Genomic DNA, 25,572 nt, shown 5'->3' with positions numbered 1-25,572 from the left:
GGATACTGTCGGTCGCATGAACCTGTTCTCCTCCACCGACCACCTCGCGCGACTCGACGGTGCGCTCGTCGTCGTCACCGGCGGCGCGCGCGGGATCGGCGCCGCCACCGGCCGTCTCTTCGCGCAGCACGGCGCCCGCGTCGTCCTCGCCGACGTGGACCTCGACGTCGCGGAGGCCACCGCGGCAACTATCCCCGGCTCGCGCGCCGCGCATCTCGACGTGACCGACCGCGCCTCCTGGGCTGCGCTGATCGGCGACCTCGACGCGCCGATCGACGTGCTGGTCAACAACGCCGGCGTCATGCCGCTCGGCGCCTTCGACGCGGAGTCCGAGGACACCACCGACCTCATCCTCGACGTGAACGTGCGCGGCATGCTCAACGGGATGCGGGCGGGCATCCCCGGCATGGTCGAGCGGGGCCGCGGCCACGTCGTCAACGTCGCGTCGATGGCCGGGATGATCCCGATCCCCGGCATGGTCACCTACAACGCCAGCAAGTTCGCCGCGCTCGGCGCGTCCGTGGCCGCTCGCCGCGAGTACGACGGGACCGGCGTCACCGTCTGTGCGATCCTGCCGTCGGCGGTCCGCACGGAGCTCTCCTCCGGGGCACAGCTCGGCGGGGGCATGCCGACCGTCGACCCGGAGGACGTGGCCGCCGCGATCCTCGACACCCTCCGCACCCGCGCGGCCCGGACCTCGGTGCCGAAGTGGGTCGCGCCGGGCTGGAGCCTCGTCGAGGCCTTCGTCCCCGAGCCGATCGAGCGGCTCGCCCGCAGGCTGCTCGACGACCGCCGGACGCTCGACCTCGACGCGCAGGCCCGCAAGGCCTACACCGACCGCATCGCCCGCCAGGCCTCCGAGCACGCCGCGCTCGCCGACGGGGAGGCGGCCCGGTGACCCGCGCGCTCGTCATCGGCTGCGGCGGCACCATCGGCGGGGCGTGGACCATCGCCGCGCTCGCCGCCCTCGAGGAACAGCTCGGCATCGACGTCCGCGACCTCGACGTGCTGCAGGGCACCTCCGCGGGCTCGGAGATCATCACGGCGCTGCAGTCCTTCTCGGTGCAGGACCTCGTCGCGATGCAGGAGGGCCGCGCGGAATCGCCCGTGCTGCGGCACCATCTGGCGGCGACGCCGGCACCGCTGCCGCGGATTCCGTTCTCGCTGCCCGCCGATCCGTCGACACTGTGGACCCGCCGCGGCGGGCACGCCCCGCTCACCGGCGTAGCGCCGCGCGGCCGCGGCGATGCGACCTGGCTGCAGGAGCTGGCCGACGCCACCGTCGGGCCCGGGGCCCTCGTGCCGCCCAAGGCACGCCTGGTGGCCTACGAGCCCGCGACCGGGGAGCGCGTCGCCTTCGGCGCGCCCGGTGCGCCGAAGGCCACTGCCGGGGAGGCGCTCCGGGCCTCGTGGGCGATCCCCGCGTGGATGCCGCCCGTCGAGATCGACGGCCGCACCTTCGTCGACGGTGGTGCTGCCTCGACGGCCTCGGTCGACCTGGTGACGCCCGCCGACGCGGACGAGATCATCGCCGTCGTGTCCATGGCCTCGGCGCCCGGCGTCCGCGGCCCCGGTGTCGGGGGCCTGCTCGAGTACGCCGTGCTGCGCCGCCCCATGTCGCAGGTCTTCTGGTCCGAGGTGGCCGTGGCCCGCGCCCGGGGGCAGAAGGTCACCGTCGTCTCGCCCGACGGTGCCGACCTCGCCGGCCTGGGCGCGAACTTCATGGCCCGTGGCAAGCGCGCGGCGGCCTTCGCGGCCGCGCGGCGCACCGCCCCGCTCGCCGTGCGCCGCGGCCTGGAGGAGGCACGATGACCGAGCCCCGCATCGTGGTGATCGGCGCCGGCGTCGCCGGCATCTCCACCGCGTACGTGCTGCAGGAGCAGGGCTTCACCGACTGGGTGGTGCTGGAGAAGGGCGCCGACGTGGGCGGCGTGTGGTTCTGGAACCACTACCCCGGCCTGACCTGCGACGTGCCCTCGCAGATCTACCAGTTCGCCTTCGCCCCGAAGCCGGACTGGGAGAAGATCTGGGCCACCGGCCCGCAGATCCAGCAGTACCACCGCGACGTCGTGGACCGGCTGGGGCTGACGGACCGGATCCGCTGCAACACCGAGGTTCTGGCCGCCGAGTTCGACGACGCGACCTCCACCTGGACGCTGACACTGAACACCGGCGAAACCATGAGCGCCGACGTCGTCGTCTGCGCGACCGGCGTCCTGCACAACCCGGCGATCCCGGACATCGAGGGCCTCGCCGACTTCGACGGCGACGTGGTGCACACCGCCCGCTGGGACGACTCCCTCCGCACCGAGGGCCGCAGGATCGCGGTCATCGGCACGGGATCAACGGGTGTCCAGGTGGTCTCGGCGCTCCAGCCGAAGGCGAAGCACCTCACGCACTTCGTGCGCTCCCCGCAGTGGGTGCTGTGGGCCCCGATGCGCCTGCCCCAGCTCGGACTGATCTCCGAGCTCTTCTCCCGCGCGCCGAAGGTGCTCGACCAGGTGCACCAGGGCCTCCTCTGGGGTTCGGGCATTCTCGCGGACATCGTGACCACGCCGTCGTGGCGCCGTCGTGCCGTGCAGGCCTACGCCCGGCTGTCGCTGCGCGCCCAGGTCCCGTCGTCGATGCGGGAGGACCTGACACCCGACTACGAGCCGCTCTGCAAGCGCCAGGTGGTCTCCGGCACCTACTACTCGGCGCTCAAGGCGCGCAACGCCTCCCTGGTGACGGAGGGCATCGAGCGGATCGAGGCCGACGGCGTCCGGACGACCGACGGAAGGTTGCACGAGGCGGACCTGCTCGTACTCGCCACCGGCTTCCGCGCGCACGACTACATGCGTCCCATGCGCGTGACGGGCCGCGACGGGCGCAAGCTCGACGACGCCTGGGCCGACGGTCCGCGTGCCTACCGGATGACGGCGATCCCGGGCTTCCCCAACCTGTTCACCGTGCTCGGCCCCAACTCTCCGACCGGCTCGATCTCCCTGCAGTTCTCCGCCGAGCTCACGGCGCGGTACATCGCGCAGTGGCTGGACCGGTTCCGTCGTGGCGAGGTCACGGAGGTCGAGGTCACCGAGGAGGCGACCGAGACGTTCAACGAGCAGGTGGCCGAGGCGATGGGCCCCACGGTCTGGAACACCGGCTGCAACTCCTGGTACTTCACCGAGGGCGGATCCATCGACCTGTGGCCCTTCGATCGGAAGACGATGGTGCGCATGCTCTCCGCGCCCGACGATGCGGACTTCCACGTCCGACGGTCCGCAGACCGCACCTGAGGCTCAGGGCGTCGCGAGGTGGGCGCGGAGGACGGACAGGGCCCGGTGCTGCACGAGCCGCACCTGGTCCTCCGTCATCAGCAGGACCTCGGCGCAGTCGGCCACGCTGCGCCCCTGCAGGATCCGTAGGACGAGCACGATCCGCAGCTCGTCGGGGAGGCGGTCCACCGCGGACCCCCGGCCGCGGCGGGGTCCGGCGTCGGAGTCGATCATGCGCCGATCCTCCGAGAGGCGTGCGGCGGTCTCCCCTCCGTGCCGTCACGGCCGTGTCGCGATCGTGTCGCAGTCCGTCAGAACCAGACCCGGGCGAGCCACGCCGCGAGGCCGAGCCCGCACACGGCGACGATGACGCGCAGGCGAGCCGCATCGATCCGGGCCACGACGGGCGGTCCGCACCAGCCGCCGGCGAAGCCGCCGATGGCCATCGCGATCGCCGCGGGCCAGTGCACGGGACCGAAGATCGCGAATCCGATGGCGGCCATCAGGTTCGCGAGGCCGAGGACGTAGCTCTTGAGCATCGCCGCGCGCCACAGCGGCTCACTCGTCGCCAGCAGCGTCAGGGCCAGGATCATCACGCCGGCACCGGCACCGAAGTAGCCGCCGTACACCGCCACGAGGAAGACGCCCGCCGGGTAGAACCGCGCCAGCCGCGCCACGTCGGGGTGCTCGCGCAGGCGTGGCTGCAGCAGGATGGCGATCGCCGCGACGGCGATGAGCACGGGGACCACGTTCTCGAAAGTGCTGCCCGGCGCCAGCAGGAGCAGCGCCGAGCCGACCAGGCCACCGGCGATCGCGAGGCCGGCCAGGACGCGCACCTGCGCGGGGTTCTTCCGCAACTCCGACGCCGACGAGGCGATCGAGCCACCACCCACCGCGACCATGGCCACGGTGTTCGTGACGTTCGCGGAGACCGGGGACAGGCCGAAAGCCAGCAGCGCCGGGTAGGAGACGAGCGAGGCCAGCCCGGTGATGTAACCGATGAGTCCGGCGCCGAAGCCGGCGAGCACCATCGCGGCGAGCGTCAGCACCGTCCTCGACTCCTCACCTCTCGCACACTACCTGCGAGAACACCGCAGTCAGGGGGTGACGATGGAGAAGCTCGGGTCGGGCTTGTCGGTCACGGTGCGCAGGGCGGCGAGCGGCGCGGAGTCCCCGGTGATCGTCAGCTGCCCGCTCTTCACCAGATCTGCGGGGTCCTTCCCGCCGAGCAGCTGCACGAGTGCCGGCTTGGTGACCTCCACGGTGGTTCCCGCGGCGGGCAGGCCCTCGTACCCGGCGGTCGGGAAGTGCGTGAACACGCCGTTGCGGAGCTCGGTCCGGTACATCTCGCCGGAGCCGTCGGTGATCCGCCAATCGGCGACGGCCACCACGTCCCAGGCCTTGCGTCCGTCGATCCGCAGGGCCACGGAGTCGAAGAGCTGCGGGACCGTCAGCGCCGCAGTGAGGCTCGGCGTCGCGGCGGCGGCCGAGGGCTGGATCTTCCCGTGCCGCAGCTCGTACGCGCCCATGAGGTAGAAGTTCCGCCAGGTCGCGTTCTCGGTGCCGTAGGCCAGCTGCTCGAAGGTCGACGCCTGCAACCGCTTCGCCGTCTCGTTCCGGTCGTCGGCGAAGATTACGTAGTTCGCCACCTGGGAGGCCCAGCGGAAGTCACCGTCGTCGTAGGCCTTCTGCGCCACGCGCAGCGCGGCGTCCGCACCTCCCATGGCCTCGACGTGTCGCTTGGCGCCCTCCACCGGCGGGTGTTCCCACAGGTGCGCGGGATTGCCGTCGAACCAGCCCATGTACCGCTGGTAGATCGCCTTCACGTTGTGGCTGACGGAGCCGTAGTAGCCGCGGGTCGACCATGTCTTCTCGAGCGCCGGCGGCAACTCGATCCGCTCCGCGATCTCGCTGCCGACGTATCCCTGATTGAGCATCCGCAGCGTCTGATCGTGCAGGTAGGAGTACATGTCGCGTTGCGCCGTCAGGTGTTTCACGATCTCGTCGGTGCCCCAGGTGGGCCAGTGGTGCTGGCCGAAGCACACGTCCACCCGGCGGCCGTAGAGGTTGATCGTCTCGGTGAGGTAGCGCGCCCACACCCGGGCGTCGCGGACCAGCGCGCCGCGCAGCGTGAGCACGTTGTGCATGGTGTGGGAGGCGTTCTCGGCGATGCACAGCGCACGCAGGGCGGGCAGGTGGATGTTCATCTCCGCCGGCGCCTCGGTCCCCGGGGTCAGTTGGAAGACCATCTCGATGCCGTCGACCGTCTCCGTCTGCCCGGTCCGCTCGATCGACACCGTCGGGGGAATGAGGCCCTTGTCGCCCAGGGACGTCGTCTGCCCCAGACCGGACCCGACGGTGCCCCGCGCCTCCTTGGGCAGCGCCGCACCGTACATGTAGGTGGCGCGGCGGGTCATCGCCGTTCCCGCGTAGACGTTCTCGGCCACGGCCTCCTCCATGAACCCCGCGGGCGCGATCACCGCGCACCGCCCGGCCGCCACCTCGTCGGCCGTCGTGACGCCGTGCGCGCCACCGAAGTGATCGATGTGCGAGTGGCTGTACACGACGGCGACGACGGGTCGTTCGGCGCCGCGCTGCGCCCGGTACAGCGCGAGGCCCGCCGCCGCGGTCTCCTTCGAGATCAGCGGGTCGATGATCACGATGCCGGTCGCGCCCTCGATCACCGTCATCACCGAGAGGTCCAGTCCGCGCAGTTGGTAGATGCCCGGAGCCACTTCGTAGAGGCCCTGCCGCGTGTTGAGCTGCGACTGCCGCCACAGGCTGGGATTCACCGAATCCGGGCACTCGCCCCGGAGGAAGCCGTAGGCGTTCACGTCCCACACGGTCCTGCCCTGCGCGTCCTTGATCACGCCGGGCTCGAGCGCGCGGAGGAAGCCGCGGTCGGCGTTCGCGAAGTCGGCGGTGTCGGAGAAGGGAAGGGTCTCGCGGACCTTCCGGTTGGCCTCGGCGACGTACGTGGTGGGTTCCGTCCGGTTCGCCGACGGCTCCACTCTCCCGCCCGCACCGCCCGAGCCGCTGTCCGACGAGCACGAGGCGGTGGCCCCCACACCGAGGGCGGCGAGGGCGGCCGCGCCGAGCCCCACCACGCGGCGGCGGGAGACGACGGTCGGATCGGCGGGCGGGGTGCTGCGGTCGCGCATGTCTGTCCTGGTTCGGCTCGAGGGATATTGCAGTATCACTGCATTACGTCACTACTGCAGTATGCCTGCAATAAGCTCGATCCGAGCAGCATTCCGCCACAATGGTGGCGACCGGGCGCACCGCGCCCGCCGGATCCACCACGAGGAGAGCATCGGATGACACGGGCCGCGCGCCGTCGCCGCAACCCGGAGGAGACGCGCGCTGCGCTCGTGGACAGCGCCCTCGCGCTGCTCTCGGACGGGGGAGCGAATCCCACGGCCAGGGAGATCGCGGCCCACGCCGGCGCCTCCGAGCGCACCCTCTACGTGCACTTCCCCACCCTGGACGATCTCCAGACCGCCGCGGCCGCCGTCCAGGCGGACCGCGTCCGGGCGCGCATCGCCGAGATCGCTCCCGACCAGCCGCTAGCGCTCCGGATCGACGCCGCCGTCGCGCAGAGCGCGGCGATCTACGAGCTGCAGCGACACGTCCGCGCCGTGGGCCTCGTCTCCGCCGCCCGCGTGCCGGCCATCGACGCGTCCATGGCCGGCACCGAGTCGCGGATCCGGGCGAACTGGGCCCGCACCTTCGCCCCCGAGCTCGACGGTCCCGCCGACCCCGGCCTGCTCGATGCGATCGACACCGTCCTCGCCTGGAGCACCCTCTTCCACCTCGCCGAGCGGCTCCACCTGCCGGACGCCGAGTGCACGCGGATCCAGGCCCACCTGCTCAGCGCGGTCTTCGCGGCCTCCGCGGGCCACTGAGCCCGCTCAGACCGCGGGCTGCTGCTGCGTGATGCAGTGGATGCCGCCGCCGCGGGCGAACAGCGGCCGCGCGTCGACGGTGCGGATCTCGCGCCCCGGGTACGCCGCGGCCAGCACCTCCACGGCCACGGCGTCGTTGGGGTCGTCGAAGGAGCACGCCACCACCGCGTCGTTGATCACGACGTGGTTGATGTAGCTGTAGTCGACGAAGCCCTCGTCGTCGCGGAGCACCGTCGGCGCGGGAACGGGGACGACCTCGAAGGAGCGCCCCGCGGCGTCGGTCGAGCCCGCCAACACGTCGCGCAGGTGTGTGGAGCGCTCGTGATCGGGGTGCGACGGATCGCGCTGGTCGTGCAGGAGCACGGTGCCCGGCGACGGGATCGTCGCGACGATGTCGACGTGGCCGCGGGTGCCGAAGGTGTCGTAGTCCCGGGTGAGCCCGTACGGCAGCCAGACGGCGTGCGTTGCGCCGATGGTCCGCTCCAGCTCGGCCTCGACCCGCTCCTTCGTCCACCCCGGATTGCGGCCCGGATCGAGCTGGACGGTGTCCGTGAGCAGGACCGTTCCGGCACCGTCGACGTGGATGCCGCCGCCCTCGCCCACCAGCTCGGACCCGATGTACTCGGCCCCGGCGAGCTCGGCGACGAACCGCCCGATCCGGCCGTCGCGGTCCCACTGCGTCCAGTCCTGGCCGCCCCAGCCGTTGAAGACCCAGTCGACGGCGCCCAGCCGGCCCGCCTCGTCGACCACGAAGGTGGGGCCGATGTCACGCATCCAGGCGTCGTCGAGCGGCGCCTCCACCACGTCGACCCGGTCCGAGAGGTACCGCCCCGCGGCCTCGCGCTCCGCGGGGTCGACGACGACCGTCACGGGCTGGAAGTCGACGATCGCGTTCGCCACCGCCGCCCAGGTCGCGCGCGCGGCGTGGTGCTCCTCGGCGGTGTCGCCGAGCGAGTAGCCGGCGGACGGGTACGCCATCCAGGTGCGGGTCTGCGGGGCCGTCTCCGACGGCATGCGCCAGCTCACTTCGCACCTCCCAGCGGGCCGTTGGCCTCGACGGGCTCGGTGAGCGCGCCGTAGGTGTCGGGGCGGCGGGTCGCGAGGAACGGGAACAGCGTGAGCCAGTCGCGGCGCTGGTCCAGGTCCAGGTCGGCGACGAGGACGGCTGAGGCGTCGCGCGGCGCCTCGACCAGGATGCGGCCGTACGGGTCGGAGATGAACGAGCTGCCGTAGAAGGTGATCGCACCCTCGTCGCCCCACCGGTTGGGCACCACCATGAAGGTGCCGCTCGCGATGCCGTTGCCCACGATCACCTGCCGCCACAGCGGGGCGGTGTCGAATTCGGGGTGGTCGGGCTCGGAGCCGATGGCCGTGGGATAGGCGAGGACCTCGGCGCCGCCGAGCGAGTAGGCGCGCGCCACCTCGGGGAACCACTCGTCCCAGCAGGTCGGGAGGCCGAAGCGCGCGCCGCCCAGCTCAGGAGGCGTGTGCACCGGGTAGGGCTCGGCGCCGTCCGCCTGGGACGGACCCCGGAGGAAGTAGGTGTCCTCGTAGTAGCCGGCGGTCACGGGGATGTGCAGCTTGCGGGTCTTCGCGAGCAGCTCACCGGACGGCGAGACCATGATCGCGGTGTTGTAGCCGAGCGGCTCGGCGTCGGGATGCCGCTCGTACAGCGAGGCGTGCACGACGACGCCGTGCTGCTTCGCCGCGGCGGCGGCGAAGGTGAACGTCGGCCCGGTGAGCAGGTCCTCGGCGAGCCTGCTCGGCTGCGCGCCGCCGCGCTCGAAGGCGGGGTACTGCATCAGCGTGATCTCGGAGAGGAAGACCACCTCGGCGCCCGCCGCGGCCGCCTGCCCGATCCCGTCGGTGAGCTCCCGGGCGAGGAGGGCGGCGTCGTCGTGCCAGCGGTGCTGCACCAGTCCCACCCGGAGCGGGGCGCGCTCCGGCTGCTCGACGCGGGCGGGCGACACCGGGACACCGGGCGCGAGGATGAGCTCCATCTCGTCTCCTGAGGCTTAATCGATAGGCTTTCGATTAAAGATAGACCGGTGTGGCCGTCGCCACAAGACCTCAATCGACAACCTTTCGATTAGTGCCGGGATCCGGTAGGTTCACGCAGGTGAGCAGACGCGCCGGCCGCCCGAGCACCCCGCAGCTCGACCGGGCCTCGATCGGCGCGGCCGCGCTGGAACTCGTCGATCGCGACGGCAACTTCAGCCTGCCGAACCTCGCCCGCCGGCTCGGCGTGACGGTCTCGTCGATCTACCACCACGCCGACGGCCGCGCCGCCGTGATCGGCCTCGTCCGCGACCTCGTGACCGCTGACATCGACGCCACCTGTTTCGACGCGCTGCCGTGGGACCAGGCGCTCGACACCTGGGCGCGCACCTACCGCGACGCCTTCGCCGCCCACCCGTCCGCGGTGCGGCTGCTCGCGACCGAGACCATCGGCGGCCATCAGAACCTGGCGATGTACAGCGCCGCCACGTCGGGCCTGCTCCGCGCGGGCTTCCCCGAGGGACTGGTCATGGGCATCGTCGTGGCCGTCGAGAACTTCCTGCTCGGCGCCGCGCTCGACGTCTCGGCGCCCGACGAGCCGATCCGCGTCGACGACGAGGCCGGCACCGAGGACCTGCGGCGCGCGGTGGCGGCGGCACCGTCGGGCCCGGAACGGTCCCTGCAGGCCTTCGACCTGGGTCTCGCGGCGCTGATCGACGGTCTGCGGGCGCTACTCGTCGCCGAGCAGCAGCGCCAGTAGCAGCTCGGCCCGCACCCGGGCCGACTTCAGGTCCACGCCCAGGAGCTCCTCCGCCCGAGCCACCCGGGCCCGCGCGGTGTGCCGGTGCACGCCTAGCGCGGCGGCCGTGCCCTCCCACTGCCCGTGATGGTCGAGATAGGCGCGCAGCGCCTCCACCAGCCCGCCGTCGTGCGCGCGCAGCGGCTCGAGCAGTGCCCGGTCGAGCCGCGCGAGCGCCTCCCGGGTGCCCGGCTCGGTGACGAGGGTGCGCCCGGCCAGCGCGGAGGCGTCGACGGTGCCGCCGCCCGGCCGGGCGGCGCGGGCCGCGAGCTCGGCGGCGGCGACGGCCTCGGCGACGGCGCCCGGTCCATGCGACGGCCCGAGGCCGAGCTGCAGCCGGCCGCGTTCGGCGGGCGTCAGGCCCGCGACCAGCCCGTCCGCGAAGCCCGGACCGTCGCCCCCGCCGAGCAGCGCCACGACGCCGCCCGCACGCTCCGCGTCCGCGACGAAGACCGGGCGGCCCGCGTCGTACAGCGCCGCCCGTACCGCTGCGACCACGACGTCCGGGGCGCCGCCGCGGATCACCAACGCCCGCACGCCCGACGGGTCCGCGGCCTCCGCCACGAGTTGCGCGGCCTCGTCGAGCTCGGTCCCCGCGGACAGCACGAGCCGCAGCGCGGCGGCGTTCATCCGCCACTGCGCGAACCGCAGCCGGAGCGGTCGCTCGAAGTCCAGCGCGAGCAGCGAATTGGCGTGGCCGATGAGCACGTGGTCGGTCGCGAGCGGCTCGTGCGGCAGCACCACACCGAGGTGCCCGTGCCCCCGGTCGCCCACGCGGATCGGCTGGGTCACGATCGTCCCGCGGCCGCCGGAGGTCCCGGGACCGACCGCCGACGCCGTGGGGTGGGTCCGCGCCTGCGCGCCGACCTCGCGCGAGGCGACGGCGTCGACGTCGGCGGGGTGCGACTGCACGACCCTCCCGCCGCGATCCAGGAGCAGGGCCGCGCCGCCGCAGCCCACCGCCAGCTCGCGCAGCGTGGCCGACGGTCCGCCCGCCACCGCCGCGCGGGTCATCCTCTGCTGCGCGCGGCCCGCGGCCACCTGGGAGCGGTTCGCACGCCGGGCGATCTCGTCGATGACGGTGCGCGCGACGGCCACGAAGGGCGTGGGCAGGGGCACGTCGACGAGCGGGAGACCCGCCTCGTCGGCCGCCGCCACCAGGGCCGACGGGGCACTCTCCCGCGAGACGCCCACGCCGAAGCCCACCGCGGAGACGCCGCGCCCCGTGAGCCGCCGTACGTAGTCCCGACAGCCCTCGTCGCCCGGCGGAATGCCGATGCCGGTGGTCAGCAGCATCTCGCCGCCGGTGAGCCACGGCGTGGGATCCGCGAGCTCGGTGGTCATGACGAAGGAGATCGGGACGTCGATCGCCGCGGCCCCCGCGCGCAGGCCCAGCCCGAGGTCGCGCTGCGCGAGCAGCCAGCGCACCGTGACCGCCATGCCGCTCCATTTCGTCGAACCATCGTCGATGATTTCGCCATTATGGCAGATGCGGGGCGCAGTGACCCAGCGCACAGTGGGAAGACCCCTGACCGCCGACCGGAACGAGCTCTCGATGTCCGACCGCCTCCAGAACTACATCGACGGCGCCTTCGTCGACTCCGCCTCCCCCGACTCGATCGATATCGTCGATCCCGCCACGGAGACCGTGGTCGCCGTCTCCCCCGTCTCGACCGAGGCCGAGATCGCCGCGGCCGTCGCCGCCGCGGAGCGCGCCTTCCTCACCTGGGGCCGCACCACGCCGAGCGCGCGACAGGCGGCGCTGCTCACGCTCGCCGACGCCATCGAGGCGAACGCCGACGAGATCGTCGCGGCCCAGGTGCGCAACACCGGGCAGATCGCCGCCCTGGTGAAGTCCGAGGAGGTGCTGGTCTGCGCCGATCAGGTGCGCTTCTTCGCGGGCGCCGCCCGGATGCTCGAGGGTCGCTCGGCGGGCGAGTACATGGAGGGCTTCACCTCGTACGTGCGGCGCGAGCCGATCGGCGTCGTCGGGCAGGTGACCCCGTGGAACTACCCGTTCATGATGGCGATCTGGAAGATCGCGCCCGCCCTCGCGGCGGGCAACACCGTGGTGCTCAAGCCCTCCGACACCACGCCCGAGTCCACCCTGGTGCTCGCCCGGCTCACGCAGGACATCCTTCCGGCGGGCGTCTTCAACGTCGTCCTCGGCGACGGTGCCGTCGGCTCCCGGCTGGTGAGCGACCCCGCGATGGGCCTGGTCGCCATCACCGGCTCGGTCCGCGCCGGCATGGCCGTCGCGACCGCGGCCGCCGCCGACGTCAAGCGCGCCCACCTCGAACTCGGCGGCAAGGCGCCCGCCGTCGTCTTCGCCGACGCCGACGTCGCCCGCGCGGCCGAGGGCATCGCCCAGGCCGCGTTCTTCAACGCCGGCCAGGACTGCACCGCCGCGACCCGCGCGATCGTGCACGAGTCCGTCCACGACGACTTCCTGGCCGCCCTCGTCGCGCAGGCGCAGACCCTCCGGCCCGGCGCGCCCGACGACCCCGACGCCTTCTACGGCGCCCTCAACAACAGCCGCCACTTCGCCGCCGTCCTCGACAAACTGGCCGCGCTCCCCGCGCACGCGAACGTCGCGACCGGCGGCGAGCGGGTCGGCGAGGTGGGCTTCTACGTCGCGCCGACCGTGATCACGGGGGTGCGACAGGACGATCCGATCGTCCAGGAGGAGACCTTCGGACCGATCATCACGGTGCAGTCCTTCGCCACCGAGGACGAGGCCGTGGCCCTCGCGAACGGCGTGCAGTACGGCCTGGCGTCCAGCGTGTGGACCACCGACCACGCCACCGCCAACCGGATGAGCATCCGGATCGACGCGGGCGCGGTGTGGATCAACTGCCACATCCCGCTGGTCGCGGAGATGCCGCACGGCGGATTCAAGCACTCGGGTTACGGCAAAGACCTCTCGGCGTACGGCCTGGAGGACTACACCCGAATCAAGCACGTCATGAGCAGCAACGACTGACCCTCCGCCCGACCGCCGATCACCACCCGCCGAGAAAGGCCCTCCCCGCGATGCCGACCCCCGCTTCCACCGCTCACCCCCTCGACCCGCTCACCGCCGACGAGATCCGCGCCGTCACCGCCCTTCTCGCACAGGAGCACGGCGTGAACGACGACTGGCGCTACGCCTCGATCGAGATGTTCGAGCCGAGCAAGGCCGAGATCGCCGCCTTCGACACCGACGGGACGCCGTGCGAGCGCGTCGCGATCGCCGTCCTCTTCGACCGCACGACGAACCGCACCTACAAGGCCCGCCTGTCCCTGACGGACGGCGCCGTCACCGCGTTCGACCACATCCCGGACGTGCAGGCGAACGTCACCGTCGACGAGTGGGACGAGGCCGATCAGGCCCTGCGCGCGCACCCCGACGTGATCGCCGCGCTCGCCGCGCGGGGCATCACCGACATGTCCCTGGTCTTCATGGACACCTGGACCTACGGCGCGGTGCTCATCCCCGAGGAGTTCGCGGGCCGCCGGATCGGCTGGTCCGACACCTGGGTCCGGGCGTCCGACGGTGCCAACCCCTACGCCGGGCCGGTCAACGGCTTCCACTGCGTGATCGACCTGAACACCATGGAGCTGCTGAAGATCGAGGACGTGTTCCACGTGGAACGACCGCAGATCATGGGCGAGTACGTGCCGCGGATGCTGCCCAAGGAGATCCGCGAGGCCTCCACCCGCCCGGAGCGCAAGCCCCTGGAGATCACCCAGCCCGAGGGTCCCGGCTTCACGCTCGAGGGCAACCGGCTGACCTGGCAGAACTGGTCGCTGCGCGTCGGCTTCAACTACCGCGAGGGCATGACCCTGCACGCGATCACCTACAACGACAACGGGAACGTCCGCAAGATCGCGCACCGGCTCTCCTTCGCCGAGATGATGGTCCCCTACCGCGACCACTGCGAGGACCACTACCGCCGCACCGCCTTCGACATCGGCGAGTGGGGCCTCGGCTTCATGACCACCTCGCTCGCGCTCGGCTGCGACTGCCTCGGTGAGATCCGGTACCTGGACGCCACCCTCCACAACAGCAAGGGCGAGCCCTACGACATCGCCAACGCGATCTGCATCCACGAGGAGGACAACGCCGTCCTGTGGAAGCACGTCGATCACCACGCCGGCGGCGAGGTGCGCCGCATGCGCCGCCTGACGGTCTCCTTCCACGTCACCGTCGCCAACTACGAGTACCTCACCTACTGGCGGTTCTACGAGGACGGCAACATCGAGTGCGAGGTGCGCGCCACCGGCATCATGGTGGTCAGCCACTTCCCCGAGGGCGGCTCGCACCCGCACGGCACGCTCGTCGACAACCGCACCTACGCGCCCTTCCACCAGCACTTCATCGTCGCGCGGATGGACCTCGACGTGGACGGCGAGAACAACACCGTCTACCAGTCCGAGACGCGGATGGTGCCCACCGGGCCGGACAACCCGTACGGCCTCTCGCTGCAGCAGGTGAACACCCCGCTGCGCACCGAGTCCGAGGGCAAGCAGGACCCGCACTACCCCACGCAGCGGTCGTGGAAGGTGGTCAACGACAACGTGAAGACGGGCCTCGGCACGTCCCCGGCGTACAAGCTGGTCGCCTCGGCGAACGTGCCCGCGATGTTCGACCCGGCCTCGCCGATCCTCGACCGCTGCCGCGCCATCGAGCACACCCTGTGGGTCACCCCGAACGACCGCGAGGAGCGCTGGCCCGCCGGCGAATTCGTCAACCAGGGCGGCGGCGGCATGGGCCTGCCCGCGTGGACCGCGCAGAACCGCTCGATCGAGAACACCGACGTGGTGCTCTGGTACACGTTCGGCATCCATCACATCACCCGCCCCGAGGACTGGCCGATCATGCCGGCGGACACGGTGAACTTCTGGCTCAAGCCCTTCGGCTTCTTCGACCGCAACCCGTCGATCGACGTCGCGCCCACGCCCGCCAAGACCGGGTCCTGCTGTTCCACCGAAACCGACGGTGCCGCACCGTCGTCCTGTTGTGAGGGAGAACAATGAAGATCTACGTCGCCTACCTCGCCACCGACGGCGGCCGTGACGCGGTCGCCCTCGGCGTGCAGCTCGCCCGGACCCTGGACGCCGAACTCGCCCTCGGCATGGTCGTCCCGCCCGACCAGACCGGCGCCTTCGTCTCCGGTGACCTGGTCGATCAGGTCCTCACCGCGCAGGCCCGGACCTGGCTGAAGCAGGCCGAGGCACTCGTGCCGGACGACGTGGAGGTCACCACGCACATCGGCGTCTACGACTCGATCGCGGGCGGCATCATCGCCGAGGCCGAGCGCCTGGAGGCGACCGTCGTGGTCGCCGGAGGCACCGGCGGCGGCCTCCTCGGCCGGCACTCGCTGGGGGCCGTCGTCAACGACCTGATCCACTCCTCGCCCGTCGCGGTGGCGCTGGCCCCGCGCGGGCAGCGGCACAGCAAGGCCGACCGCGTGCGGTCCGTGACCTGCGCCGTCGGTTCCCGTGCGGGCGCCGACGAACTGCTCGACGCGGCGATCGCCGGGGCCGAGCGCGCCGGCGTCCCGCTGCGGCTCGTCTCGCTCATCGCGGTGGACCTGATGCCCGGCGTGCACCAGGCCGATCAGGAAGCGCTCGAGAAGGCGCGCGCGCATTCGGCCGCCGTGCTCGAGGAGGCCACGGGCCGCCTGTCGGGCACCGTCGAGGTCACCTCGACGGTCGTCCTCGGCGACACCGTCGAGGACGCGGTGAACGGCCTCGAGTGGCAGCCGGGCGATCTCATCATGGTCGGCTCCAGCCGCCTCGCCGCGCCGAAGCGCCTGTTCCTCGGCTCGACCGCCGCCAGGATGCTCCGCGTGCTCGACGTCCCGATGGTCGTCGTCCCCCGAGCCGGCCTCGCATGACCACCGCCGGCACGGGCCGCGAGGACCCCGGGGACGCGACACCCGCGACCTCGGCGGGTGCGGCGGACATCGTCGACAAGGGACTCGCGCAGGGCAGCATCGGCACCCTCGCGGGCGCGATCCTCGGCATTTCGACGGTGGCGCCCGGCTACACGCTGACGGCCAGCATCGGCCTCATCGTCGCGTCGGTGGGCCTGAAGATGCCGGCGATCTTCATCGCCGGGTTCATCCCGATGTTCCTCACCGCGTACGCCTACCGCGAGCTGAACTCGCGGGTGCCCGACTGCGGCGCCTCGTTCACGTGGTCCACCAAGGCCTTCGGGCCGTACATCGGCTGGATGTGCGGGTGGGGCATGGTGCTCGCGACGATCATCGTGCTGTCGAACCTGGCGGCGATCGCCGTGGACTACTTCTACCTGTTCCTGGCCCAGGTGACGGGCAAGGAGTCCCTCGCGGACCTCGCGGCGAACAAGCCCGTGAACATCGCGACGACGCTGCTCTTCCTCGTGGTCGCCACCGTCATCGCGGGTCGCGGCATCACCACCAGTGCCAAGGTGCAGTACGCGCTGGTCGGCTTCCAGATGGTGGTCCTGGTGGCCTTCGCGGTCACCGCGATCGTGCGGTCCGGCGGCGTGCCCACCGGGCTGTCCTTCTCACTCGACTGGTTCAACCCGTTCACGGGCATCACCATCGCGGCCTTCGTCGTGGGCCTGACGGGCTCCATCTTCGCCTTCTGGGGCTGGGACACCTGCCTCACCCTCGGCGAGGAGTCGAAGGACCCGACGAAGGTCCCCGGCCGCGCCGGGCTGCTCGCGGTGGTCTCGATCCTCATCACCTACCTGCTCGTGGCGGTCGCCGTCATGATGTACGCGGGCGTCGGTACCGCGGGCGTGGGCCTGGGCAATCCGGACAACTCCGAGAACGTCTTCCGGCCGCTGGCGACGCCGGTGCTCGGCGAGACGGGTGGCTTGCTGCTGTTCCTCGCGATCTTCGCCTCGTCGATCGCGAGCCTGCAGACCACCTTCCTGCCCGCCGCCCGGACGATGCTGGCGATGGGCTCCTACGGCGCCTTCCCCGCGAAGCTCGCCGCGATCCATCCGCGCTACCTCGTCCCGACCTACGCGACGGTGGTCTCGGGCATCGTGACCGGCGTCTTCTACGCCGTGGTCAAGCTGCTCTCGGACCGCGCGCTGCTCGACACCATCGCGGCGCTGGGCATCATGATCTGCTGGTACTACGGGATCACCGCCTTCGCGTGCGTGTGGTTCTTCCGCCGCGAGCTCTTCACCGGCCCGCACAACATCGTTTACAAGTTCCTGTTCCCGCTGCTCGGCGGGACCATCCTGGCCGTGGTCTTCGTGATCTCGGTCCAGGAGAGCCTCGATCCCGCGAACGGCAGCGGCTCCTCGCTGTTCGGCATCGGGCTCGTCTTCTACATCGGCTTCGGCCTGCTGCTCCTCGGCGCCGTGCTGATGCTGATCCGGCGGGCCACCCACCCCGCCTTCTTCCGCGGCGAGACCCTGCGCCGCACCACCGCCCCCGTCGACGTCGACAAGGAGACCCTCCAGTGACCACCCCGAGCTACCGCCTCCCCCAGGTGCGCAATCTCGTCACCACCCTTCCCGGCCCGGAGTCCGCCCGGCTCGCCGAGCGCCGGCGGTCCGCCGTGGCCGGCGGCGTCGGCTCGTCGGTACCCGTGTACGCCGCGGACGCCGACGGCGGCGTCATCGTGGACGTCGACGGCAACTCGCTGATCGACCTGGGCTCCGGCATCGCCGTCACCAGCGTGGGCGCCTCCGATCCCCGGGTGGCGGAAGCCGTTGCCGCGCAGGCCGGCCACTTCACCCACACCTGCTTCATGGTGACCCCGTACGAGGGCTACGTCGCCGTCGCCGAGCGCCTCAACGCGCTCACCCCGGGCGACCACGACAAGCGCACGGTGCTGTTCAACTCGGGCGCCGAGGCCGTGGAGAACGCGATCAAGGTCGCGCGCCTGGCCACCGGCCGCGACGCGGTCGTCGCCTTCGACCACGCCTACCACGGCCGCACCAACCTGACGATGGCGCTGACCGCGAAGACCATGCCGTACAAGAAGGACTTCGGTCCCTTCGCGCCCGAGGTCTACCGGATGCCGATGTCGTACCCGTACCGCGACGCCGCCGCCGGACTCGACGCCGACGGCAAGGCCGCCGCGGCCCGCGCGATCAGCCAGATCGAGAAGCAGATCGGCGGCGACGCCGTGGCCGCCGTCATCATCGAGCCGATCCAGGGCGAGGGCGGCTTCATCGTGCCCGCACCGGGATTCCTGCCCGCCCTCGCGGCCTGGGCGAAGGAGAACGGCGTCGTCTTCATCGCCGACGAGGTGCAGACCGGCTTCGCCCGTACCGGCGCCTGGTTCGCGTGTGAGGACGAGGGCATCGTGCCGGACATCATCACCATGGCGAAGGGCATCGCGGGCGGCATGCCGCTGTCGGCGATCACGGGCCGCGCAGACCTGCTCGACGCGGTGCACGCCGGCGGCCTCGGCGGAACCTACGGCGGCAACCCCGTCGCCTGCGCCGCTGCGCTCGCCGCGCTGGACACCATGGAGGACCTCCGGCTGCCGGCGCGCGCCCGCGCCATCGGCGAGCGCGCGGTGACCCGGCTGCGGGCCCTCGCCGAGGAGACCGGCGTGATCGGCGACGTCCGCGGCCGCGGCGCGATGATCGCGATCGAGCTGGTCCACCCGGGTACCTCGGAGCCCGACGCGGACCTGACCAAGGCCGTCGCCGCGAAGGCCCTCGCCGCCGGCGTCGTGATCCTGACGTGCGGCACCTACGGCAACGTCATCCGGCTGCTGCCGCCGCTGGTGATCGGCGACGAGCTGCTCGACGACGCCCTGTCGGTGCTCGAGACCGCGGTCCGCGAGGCGGCGGCGTGAACTTCTCCGACCTCCTGAACTCCGTCCCGACCGGCCTCTGGCTGGACGGCCGCTCGACGCCGAGCGAGTCCGGCCGCACCTTCGACGTGCTCAACCCCGCCACCGGCGAGGCGCTGGCCGCGGTCGCGAACGCCACCCCCGCCGATGCCCGCGCGGCACTCGACCGGGCCACCGCCGTCGCCGACGAATGGGCCGCGACCCCGCCCCGCCGCCGGGCCGACGTCCTGCGCGCCGCGTTCGACGCCGTCACGGCCCGCGCCGACGACTTCGCCCTGCTCATGACGCTGGAGATGGGCAAGGTCCTGCCCGAGAGCCGCGGCGAGGTGTCCTACGGCGCGGAGTTCCTGCGCTGGTTCTCCGAGGAGGCCGTGCGCATCGGCGGCCGCACCGCGACCGCTCCCGCCGGCACCGGCGAGATCGCCGTCGTCAAGGAGCCCGTCGGGCCGTGCCTGGCGATCACGCCGTGGAACTTCCCGCTGGCGATGGGCACCCGCAAGATCGGGCCCGCCCTGGCGGCCGGCTGCACGGTCATCGCCAAGCCCGCCGAGGACACGCCGCTGACGATGCTGCTGCTCGCGCAGGTCTTCGCCGAAGTGGGCCTGCCGCCCGGCGTCCTGTCGGTGCTCCCGACGCTCGACGCGCCCGCCGTGGTCAAGGAACTCATGGACGACGACCGCCTGCGCAAGGTCTCCTTCACCGGCTCCACCGGCGTCGGCAGGATCCTCCTCGCCCAGGCCGCGAACAACGTCCTGCGCACCTCGATGGAGCTCGGCGGCAGCGCACCCTTCCTCGTCTTCGACGACGCCGACCTCGACAAGGCCGTCGACGGTGCGATGCTCGCCAAGATGCGCAACGGCGGCGAGGCCTGCACCGCGGCCAACCGCATCCTGGTGCAGAACGGCATTCGCGAGGCCTTCACGGCGAGGCTCACCGAGCGCGTCGCCGCGATGACCGCCGGACCGGGCTGGGAGGAATCGTCGGCCATCGGGCCGATCATCAACGCCAAGCAGCGCGGTTCCATCGCCGCGCTCGTCGACGAGGCGGTCGCCGCGGGCGCCACGGTGCGCACGGGCGGCAAGCAGGTCGACGGTGCCGGCTTCTTCTACGCGCCCACCGTCCTCGACGGCATCCCCGACGGTGCCCGCATCCGCCGCGACGAGATCTTCGGCCCCGTCGCCGCCATCGTCGGCTTCGACACCGAGGAGGAGGGCGTCGCCATGGCCAACGACACCGAGTACGGCCTCGCCGCGTACTTCTTCACCGAGAACGTGGGCCGGGCGCAGCGCGTCGCGCGCAGGCTCCAGGCCGGCATGGTGGGCGTGAACCGCGGCGTCATCTCCGACCCGGCCGCACCCTTCGGCGGGATCAAGCAGTCCGGCCTCGGCTCCGAGGGCGGCAGCGAGGGCATCGAGGAGTACCTGAACACCAAGTACATCGCGCTGCCCGCGATCTGACGGTCGCCCGGTCACGACGGCCGGCGGCGTCACCCTCGACGGTAGGGTGGCGCCGTGCGGCGACTGCAAAGACTCCTGTGGGGCATGACGCTCGTCGTGGTCGTCGTGCTGGCCGCGGTCGGCGGTGCCGGATACGCGTTGTTCGGCGTCGACCGGCAGGACGCGCTGCGCAAGGTCGACGCGATCGTCGTGCTCGGCGGCGAGCACGACGGCCGCGAGCAGTACGGCATCCGCCTGGCCCAGGAGGGCTGGTCGACGAACGTCGTCCTCTCGAACCCGTACGGCCCCCGGGACGCCACCGTGCGGGATCTGTGCGACACCAGGGTCGGCGACATCAGCGTGACCTGCGAGGTCCCCACCCCCAGCACGACGCGCGGCGAGGCGATGTTCACCGAGCGTCTCTCGCGCGAGCGCGGGTGGAAGTCGGTGATCGTGATCAGCTGGAGCTATCACCTCACCCGGTCCCGCTACATCTTCGACAACTGCTACTCGGGCGAGACCTTCATGCGCGCCGTCCCGCGGGAGTACCGGTACGGCCCCGCCGACTGGGAGCTGATCTACCTCTACCAGTTCGTGGGCACCGCGAAAGCGGCGGTCCAGGGCAGCTGCGGCTGATCGCCCAAGACCGCCGTTCCGCTTTCCCAGCACGCTCTCGGGCGTTAAGATTGCGTCAAGATCGACGTAAGAGGTGAAAGGCCGGTACGGTTATGTCAGACGATGCGGTGTTCACGCGCGTACAGATCGAGCAGGCCCGGAGCTGCGCGTGGGCGACGTCGCTCGACCGCGCGCAGGAGATGGTGCCGCCGAACCCGGCGGACGCGAGCCTCGCCCAGGCGGTCGACGCGCTGCGGCGCCGCGGCATGACGGTGACCGATGCGCAGGCCCTGCACCTCGGTGCCGAGGAGCTGGCGACGGCCGACGTCTACGTCATCCCGCACCTCGCGCGGCCGGGCATCGAGCGCGTCACCGGCGATCTCCCGCCCGTCTACGCGCCGGACGAGCTGGACGCGATCGAGCGGTACGTGCGCGACGGCGGCGGCCTCGTCGTCCTCGCGGAGTGCGACACCGCGACCTCGGGCAACAACCTCGACGAGCTCCTCGGCCGATTCGGCGTGCACGTCGAATCGGTGGTGGTGCAGGAGGCCGCCGGCGAGCGGCGGCACGGCGGCAACGCGACCTGGATCCGCTCCGTGATCGCCCCCGAGCTCGACGGGCAGGGCATCGTCGCCGCCGTCGACGGCGCGTGCTTCTACCGCACCGGCGTCCTCGACCTCACGGGCGCGCCGGACGCGACCGTCCTCGCGAGGACCAGTGAGACCGCCGCCCCCGCGAGCCGCGCCCTGGCCGCCGCCCTGCAGGTCGACCGCGGCCGCGTCGTGGTCTTCGCCGATTCGGACCTCTTCGGCGACGACTCGATCGACGACCTCGACCAGCGCACGCTGTGGACCAATGCGGTCACGTGGGCCGCCGGCACGCACGAGGACGCTCCCACCGAGGCCCGCACCGGCGCCGCGGGCAGCGCCGACTGGATCGCGCTCAAGGGCGCGGTCGAGGACCTGCGCGCCCTCCAGGCCGAGGACGGCGCGGTCGCGGCGCCCGAGGACCGTCCGCGGGCCGCGGAGCTGGTGGACGAGATCATCGCCCGGATCGACGCGCTCGCACCGCGCTTCCCGCACGACGCCGCGTACCTCGCGGCGCTGCCGCGGGACTTCGGTCGCTGGGCGGACGGCGGCTTCGGCCGCCCCGAGTTCGACGAGTCCTTGGCCGCCTTCCGGCCGGACCTGGAGCGCGTCGAGGGCGCCGAGCACCTCGTCGTCTTCCCGATGTACACCCAGAACGGCAACGCGGGCAAGGTCTTCGAGGCCGTACTGCTCCGCGTCGTCTGGCCCGAGTGGCTCTCGGAGACGGAGCGGCGGTTCGACAACCGGCAGTTCCTCGCCGTCGCCTTCGAGGACTTCACCCCCGGCTACGACACCCACTCCGCGGTGCTCTTCCCGGAGACCGTGACGGTCGCCCGGACGCCGGAGTTCCACTGGGGCGCCATCTTCTGCGACCGCGAGGCGGCGCGCTTCCGCCGCGTCACCGGCGCGGCGAGCGAGATCCTCTCCCTCCGCCTCCCGCCCGACGGTGACCGGCTCCTCGCCTCCCAGGCGCTGGCCCAGTCGACCTTCGCGCTGTGGGACCTGATCCACGACCGCACGCACAGCCGCGGCGACCTGCCCTTCGATCCGTTCATGATCAAGCAGCGGATGCCCTTCTGGCAGTACGCGCTCGAGGAGCTGCGCTGCGACCTCACCACCTTCCGCGAGGCCTACCGGCTGCAGCAGGAGGGGCACCCGTACGGCCTGCCCGTGCAGCTGGCGATCCTCTGCGACCGCCTCTTCCGCTTCCCCATCACGGGTGACCGGGTGCGCAACTACGACGGGCTCGGCGGGCAGCTGCTCTTCGCCTACCTGCACCGGCACGGCGCCCTGCGGTGGCGCGACAACCGGCTGGCCTTCGACTGGAAGGAGTTGCCGCTGCAGGTGATCCGGCTCACCGAGGAGATCGAGGAGCTCTACCGCACCGGCATCGATCGCTCGAAGGTCGGCCAGTGGCTCGCGAGCTACGATTTCGTCTCCTCGTACGTCGCGCCGGGCCCCGGCTCCACCTGGGCGAAGGGCCCGCAGGCGCTGCCGCTCGACGGTCCGCCCAAGGCCCTGGTCGACCTCGTCCTCCCCGACGAGTTCCCCCTCAACATGTTCTACGAGGCGCTACGGCGCAAGATGGCACCCGTGATCGAGAGCGCGAAGGGCATTACCGCCGCGTCGGCGACGGAGGTCCCGGCATGAGCGGGGTGGCAGGGCGCACCGTCGTGGTGACGGGCGCGAACGGGGCGCTGGGCCAAGAAGTCGTACGGCGACTCGTCGGCGCGGGCGCGCAGGTCGCCGTCATCACCCGCGGCACCCCCGCGGAGGGGATCGCCGCCCTCGACGGGGTCAGCGCCTACCGCGCGGATCTCGCGGACCGCGAGGCCACCGCGGAGGCGGTGCGGCGCATCGTCACCGAGCACGACGGCGCCGACGGCCTGCTGCACCTGGTGGGCGGCTGGCGCGGGGGTAGCCCGATCGCCGAGGCCGACCCCGCGGACTGGGAGTTCCTGGAGGCGGGCCTGATCCGCAGCCTGCAGAACGTCTCGCAGCCGCTGTTCCCGGCGCTCGCCGCGAGCGCGGACGCCCGCGTGGCGGTGATCTCCTCGGTCTCGGTGGCGAAGCCGACCGCGTCGAACGCGATGTACGCCTCCGCCAAGGCCGCCGCCGAAGCGTGGACCCTCGCGCTCGCCGACGGCTTCAGCGGCACCGGAGCCGCCGCGACGATCCTGCGGGTCATGGCACTGCTCACCCCGCAGATGAAGGCCGACTCCCCTCAGCGGAAGTTCCCGCGCTACACGCCCATCGACGACGTGGCCGACCGCCTCGTGGCGCTGTGGGACTCCCCCGCGGCCGAGGTCAACGGCACCGTCGACACCCTGGTACCGGAGGTGACCGCATGACCCGCCTGCACGATCCCGCCCACCGCGGCTTCGCGAGCGACAACTACGCCGGCGTCCTGCCCGAGGTCCTGGAGGCGATCGCGGAGGCGAACCTCGGGCACCAGGGCGCGTACGGCGCCGACACCTACACCGCGGCGCTCGGCGAGCGCGTCGTCGAGCTGTTCGGCGCCGGGGCGCGCGCCTTCCCGGTCTTCAACGGCACCGGTGCGAACGTCGTCGCGCTGTCGGCGGTCTCCGACCGCTGGTCCGCGGTGGTCTGCGCCGACACCGGCCACATCCACGTCGACGAGGGCGGCGCCCCGGAGAAGCTCGCCGGGCTCAAGCTCCTGCTCGTGCCCACCGCGGAGGGGAAGGTGACGCCCGAGGCGATCAGCGCCGCCGTACCGGACCGCGCCGGCGACGTGCACTGGGCGCAGCCGCGCGTACTGTCGGTCGCTCAGTCCACCGAGCTCGGCACCGTCTACACCCCGGACGAGCTGCGGGCGCTGGCCGCGTACGCGCACGAGCGCGGCTGGCTCCTGCACATCGACGGCTCGCGCCTCGCCAACGCCGCCGCGAGCCTCGGCGTGAGCCTCCGGGCGATCACCACCGACGTCGGCGCCGACATCGTGAGCGTCGGCGGCACCAAGAGCGGCCTGCTCGGCGCGGAACTCGTGGTGGTGCTCGGCGGCGACGCGGCGCCCGGGATCGAGTACGTGCGCAAGCTGTCGATGCAGCTCGCGTCCAAGCAGCGCTTCCTCGCCGCGCAGTTCCTCGCGCTGTTCGACGACGACCGGTACCTGCGGGTCGCGGGGCACGCGAACGCGATGGCGCGGTTGCTGGCCGAGCTCGTCGGGGCCGTCGACGGGGTGACGCTCACCCAGCCCGTGCAGTCCAACGCGGTCTTCGCCGAGCTGCCGCACGCCGCGTCCGAGGCCCTGATGGAGCGGGTGCCCTTCTACTTCTGGGACGAGGCCCGCGGCGAGGTCCGCTGGATGTGCGCCTGGGACACCACCGAGGACGACGTGCGCGCCTTCGCCGCGTTGGTCGCGGAGGAGCTCACCCGAACCGCGGGAATTTGATGTAGGCGAGGCCGAGCAGGTCGATCGAGAGGTAACCGAGCACCGCGGCGGCGACGCCCCCGCCCACCACCAGGACGGCTCGCCACCAGTCCCGCCGCGGATTCTCGGTGAGCCACCAGCCGATGCCCACGAAGGTCACGACGGGGCCGAGGAGCGCGACGGGAACGGCGGCGTAGCCCGCGTCGCCGACGATCCGCGCCATCCGCGCGACGCCGCCGAGGACGAGAGCGACCCCGGCGGTGACGCACAGCATCGTCGTCCACCGCGGACCGCGCGCGAGCAGCAGATAGCCGAGCACCGAGCCGCACGCTCCGGCGAGGGCGACGAGCAGCGTCATCGCCGTAGCCTCCTGCCGATCGCTCGGCCGGCCCCGATGCCGAGGGTCGCCGCGATCGGCGCGCTCACCAGGAAGCGGACGCCCGCCGACGGCGGCATGCCGAGGAGCGAGACGAGACAGTAGACGCCCACCGAGCCGAACCCGGCGAGCACCCCGAAGACCAGGAAGGCGAACCACCGGTCGCCGATGGCGGCGCGCACGGTGAAGAGCGCACCGGCCAGCACCGCGACCACGAACAGGCCCGCCGTGCGGACGTCGAACTCCAGCGCCCGCCACGCCGGTGCGTTGGACAACGCGGTGGTGGCGACGGCGACCAGTGCGCCACCGAGCGCGACGCACCCCAGGGTGCGACGGTCGGTGGGCAACCTCGTTCCGACGGGTTCCGGACGCTCCGGAAGGGTCTCCTGCACCCCGTCGACGATACGGCCCG

23 protein-coding genes are annotated in these 25,572 nt (G+C 72.1%); 15 read left to right on the top strand and 8 right to left on the bottom strand.

Annotation, left to right across the window (positions count from 1 at the left end; translation table 11 throughout):
• The first annotated feature begins 16 nt into the window (after positions 1-16).
• From FK268_RS17730 to FK268_RS17720, 3 genes are read left to right on the top strand one after another with little or no spacing between them, the layout of a single operon-like run.
• Positions 17-898 carry an SDR family oxidoreductase gene (locus FK268_RS17730; RefSeq protein WP_146436469.1) on the top strand — a complete coding sequence of 294 codons (882 nt, stop codon included), beginning with the start codon at positions 17-19 and terminating at the stop codon, positions 896-898.
• Positions 895-1,812, top strand: coding sequence for a patatin-like phospholipase family protein (locus tag FK268_RS17725; RefSeq protein ID WP_146436467.1), 918 nt, complete (start codon positions 895-897; stop codon positions 1,810-1,812). The genes FK268_RS17730 and FK268_RS17725 overlap by 4 nt, the downstream gene beginning before the upstream one ends.
• Positions 1,809-3,275 (top strand): flavin-containing monooxygenase, encoded by a 1,467-nt coding sequence (locus FK268_RS17720; protein ID WP_146436465.1) that lies wholly within the window; start codon positions 1,809-1,811, stop codon positions 3,273-3,275. The genes FK268_RS17725 and FK268_RS17720 overlap by 4 nt, the downstream gene beginning before the upstream one ends.
• A gap of 3 nt (positions 3,276-3,278) precedes the next feature.
• Here the strand turns inward: FK268_RS17720 and FK268_RS17715 are convergent, their stop codons facing one another.
• The 3 genes from FK268_RS17715 to FK268_RS17705 form a co-directional block, all read right to left on the bottom strand.
• Positions 3,279-3,488, bottom strand: coding sequence for a sigma factor-like helix-turn-helix DNA-binding protein (locus FK268_RS17715; RefSeq protein ID WP_146436463.1), 210 nt, complete (start codon positions 3,486-3,488; stop codon positions 3,279-3,281).
• Between the two features lie 77 nt (positions 3,489-3,565).
• Positions 3,566-4,285 carry a sulfite exporter TauE/SafE family protein gene (locus FK268_RS17710; protein WP_146436589.1) on the bottom strand — a complete coding sequence of 240 codons (720 nt, stop codon included), beginning with the start codon at positions 4,283-4,285 and terminating at the stop codon, positions 3,566-3,568.
• Between the two features lie 66 nt (positions 4,286-4,351).
• The gene (locus FK268_RS17705; RefSeq protein ID WP_146436462.1) at positions 4,352-6,415 is read right to left on the bottom strand and encodes an alkyl/aryl-sulfatase; all 2,064 of its coding nucleotides are present in this window, start codon (positions 6,413-6,415) and stop codon (positions 4,352-4,354) included.
• Between the two features lie 156 nt (positions 6,416-6,571).
• Between FK268_RS17705 and FK268_RS17700 the strand changes: the two genes are divergently transcribed.
• Positions 6,572-7,159, top strand: coding sequence for a TetR/AcrR family transcriptional regulator (locus FK268_RS17700; RefSeq protein WP_146436460.1), 588 nt, complete (start codon positions 6,572-6,574; stop codon positions 7,157-7,159).
• A gap of 6 nt (positions 7,160-7,165) precedes the next feature.
• Here the strand turns inward: FK268_RS17700 and FK268_RS17695 are convergent, their stop codons facing one another.
• A complete protein-coding gene (locus tag FK268_RS17695) occupies positions 7,166-8,185 on the bottom strand; it encodes an agmatine deiminase family protein (RefSeq protein ID WP_146436458.1) in 1,020 nt (339 codons plus the stop codon).
• The gene (locus FK268_RS17690; protein ID WP_146436456.1) at positions 8,182-9,159 is read right to left on the bottom strand and encodes a nitrilase-related carbon-nitrogen hydrolase; all 978 of its coding nucleotides are present in this window, start codon (positions 9,157-9,159) and stop codon (positions 8,182-8,184) included. Before FK268_RS17690 ends, FK268_RS17695 begins: the two co-directional genes overlap by 4 nt.
• A gap of 119 nt (positions 9,160-9,278) precedes the next feature.
• Here FK268_RS17690 and FK268_RS17685 point away from each other — a divergent pair, with 119 nt between their 5' ends.
• The gene (locus FK268_RS17685) at positions 9,279-9,917 is read left to right on the top strand and encodes a TetR/AcrR family transcriptional regulator (protein ID WP_146436454.1); all 639 of its coding nucleotides are present in this window, start codon (positions 9,279-9,281) and stop codon (positions 9,915-9,917) included.
• Here FK268_RS17685 and FK268_RS17680 read toward each other — a convergent pair.
• Positions 9,888-11,396, bottom strand: coding sequence for a PucR family transcriptional regulator (locus tag FK268_RS17680; protein ID WP_146436452.1), 1,509 nt, complete (start codon positions 11,394-11,396; stop codon positions 9,888-9,890). The two genes, FK268_RS17685 and FK268_RS17680, sit on opposite strands and share 30 nt — an antisense overlap.
• A gap of 115 nt (positions 11,397-11,511) precedes the next feature.
• On the opposite strand from FK268_RS17680, the gene FK268_RS17675 reads away from it, so the two are divergent.
• The 10 genes from FK268_RS17675 (at position 11,512) to FK268_RS17630 (ending at position 24,805) form a co-directional block, all read left to right on the top strand.
• A complete protein-coding gene (locus FK268_RS17675) occupies positions 11,512-12,939 on the top strand; it encodes an aminobutyraldehyde dehydrogenase (protein WP_146436450.1) in 1,428 nt (475 codons plus the stop codon).
• 50 nt (positions 12,940-12,989) lie between these two features.
• On the top strand, positions 12,990-14,975 hold the full coding sequence (locus tag FK268_RS17670) for a primary-amine oxidase (RefSeq protein WP_146436448.1): 1,986 nt from the start codon (positions 12,990-12,992) through the stop codon (positions 14,973-14,975).
• The gene (locus FK268_RS17665) at positions 14,972-15,838 is read left to right on the top strand and encodes a universal stress protein (protein ID WP_146436446.1); all 867 of its coding nucleotides are present in this window, start codon (positions 14,972-14,974) and stop codon (positions 15,836-15,838) included. The genes FK268_RS17670 and FK268_RS17665 overlap by 4 nt, the downstream gene beginning before the upstream one ends.
• Positions 15,835-17,409, top strand: coding sequence for an APC family permease (locus FK268_RS17660; protein ID WP_146436444.1), 1,575 nt, complete (start codon positions 15,835-15,837; stop codon positions 17,407-17,409). The genes FK268_RS17665 and FK268_RS17660 overlap by 4 nt, the downstream gene beginning before the upstream one ends.
• A complete protein-coding gene (gabT, locus tag FK268_RS17655; RefSeq protein ID WP_146436442.1) occupies positions 17,406-18,758 on the top strand; it encodes a 4-aminobutyrate--2-oxoglutarate transaminase in 1,353 nt (450 codons plus the stop codon). Before FK268_RS17660 ends, gabT begins: the two co-directional genes overlap by 4 nt.
• Positions 18,755-20,212, top strand: coding sequence for an NAD-dependent succinate-semialdehyde dehydrogenase (locus tag FK268_RS17650; protein WP_146436440.1), 1,458 nt, complete (start codon positions 18,755-18,757; stop codon positions 20,210-20,212). The genes gabT and FK268_RS17650 overlap by 4 nt, the downstream gene beginning before the upstream one ends.
• Positions 20,213-20,266: 54 nt before the next feature.
• Positions 20,267-20,827 carry a YdcF family protein gene (locus FK268_RS17645; protein WP_146436438.1) on the top strand — a complete coding sequence of 187 codons (561 nt, stop codon included), beginning with the start codon at positions 20,267-20,269 and terminating at the stop codon, positions 20,825-20,827.
• Positions 20,828-20,934: 107 nt separating this feature from the next.
• A complete protein-coding gene (locus FK268_RS17640; protein WP_231707131.1) occupies positions 20,935-23,043 on the top strand; it encodes a DUF6421 family protein in 2,109 nt (702 codons plus the stop codon).
• Positions 23,040-23,744, top strand: a complete 705-nt coding sequence (locus tag FK268_RS17635) for an SDR family NAD(P)-dependent oxidoreductase (protein WP_146436434.1) — start codon at positions 23,040-23,042, stop codon at positions 23,742-23,744. Before FK268_RS17640 ends, FK268_RS17635 begins: the two co-directional genes overlap by 4 nt.
• Entirely contained in the window at positions 23,741-24,805 is a 1,065-nt protein-coding gene (locus FK268_RS17630; protein WP_146436432.1) for a threonine aldolase family protein, read from the top strand. The genes FK268_RS17635 and FK268_RS17630 overlap by 4 nt, the downstream gene beginning before the upstream one ends.
• Here the strand turns inward: FK268_RS17630 and FK268_RS17625 are convergent.
• Both FK268_RS17625 and FK268_RS17620 read right to left on the bottom strand, forming a co-directional pair.
• Positions 24,783-25,142 (bottom strand): hypothetical protein, encoded by a 360-nt coding sequence (locus FK268_RS17625; protein ID WP_146436430.1) that lies wholly within the window; start codon positions 25,140-25,142, stop codon positions 24,783-24,785. The genes FK268_RS17630 and FK268_RS17625 overlap by 23 nt on opposite strands.
• Positions 25,139-25,552 (bottom strand): hypothetical protein, encoded by a 414-nt coding sequence (locus FK268_RS17620; RefSeq protein WP_146436428.1) that lies wholly within the window; start codon positions 25,550-25,552, stop codon positions 25,139-25,141. Before FK268_RS17620 ends, FK268_RS17625 begins: the two co-directional genes overlap by 4 nt.
• Positions 25,553-25,572: the final 20 nt, after the last annotated feature.

This window comes from Tsukamurella sputi, from assembly GCF_007858445.1.
In the GTDB taxonomy this organism is placed as follows: Bacteria; Actinomycetota; Actinomycetes; order Mycobacteriales; family Mycobacteriaceae; genus Tsukamurella; species Tsukamurella sputi.
This window is presented reverse-complemented; position numbering and strand designations above follow the sequence as displayed.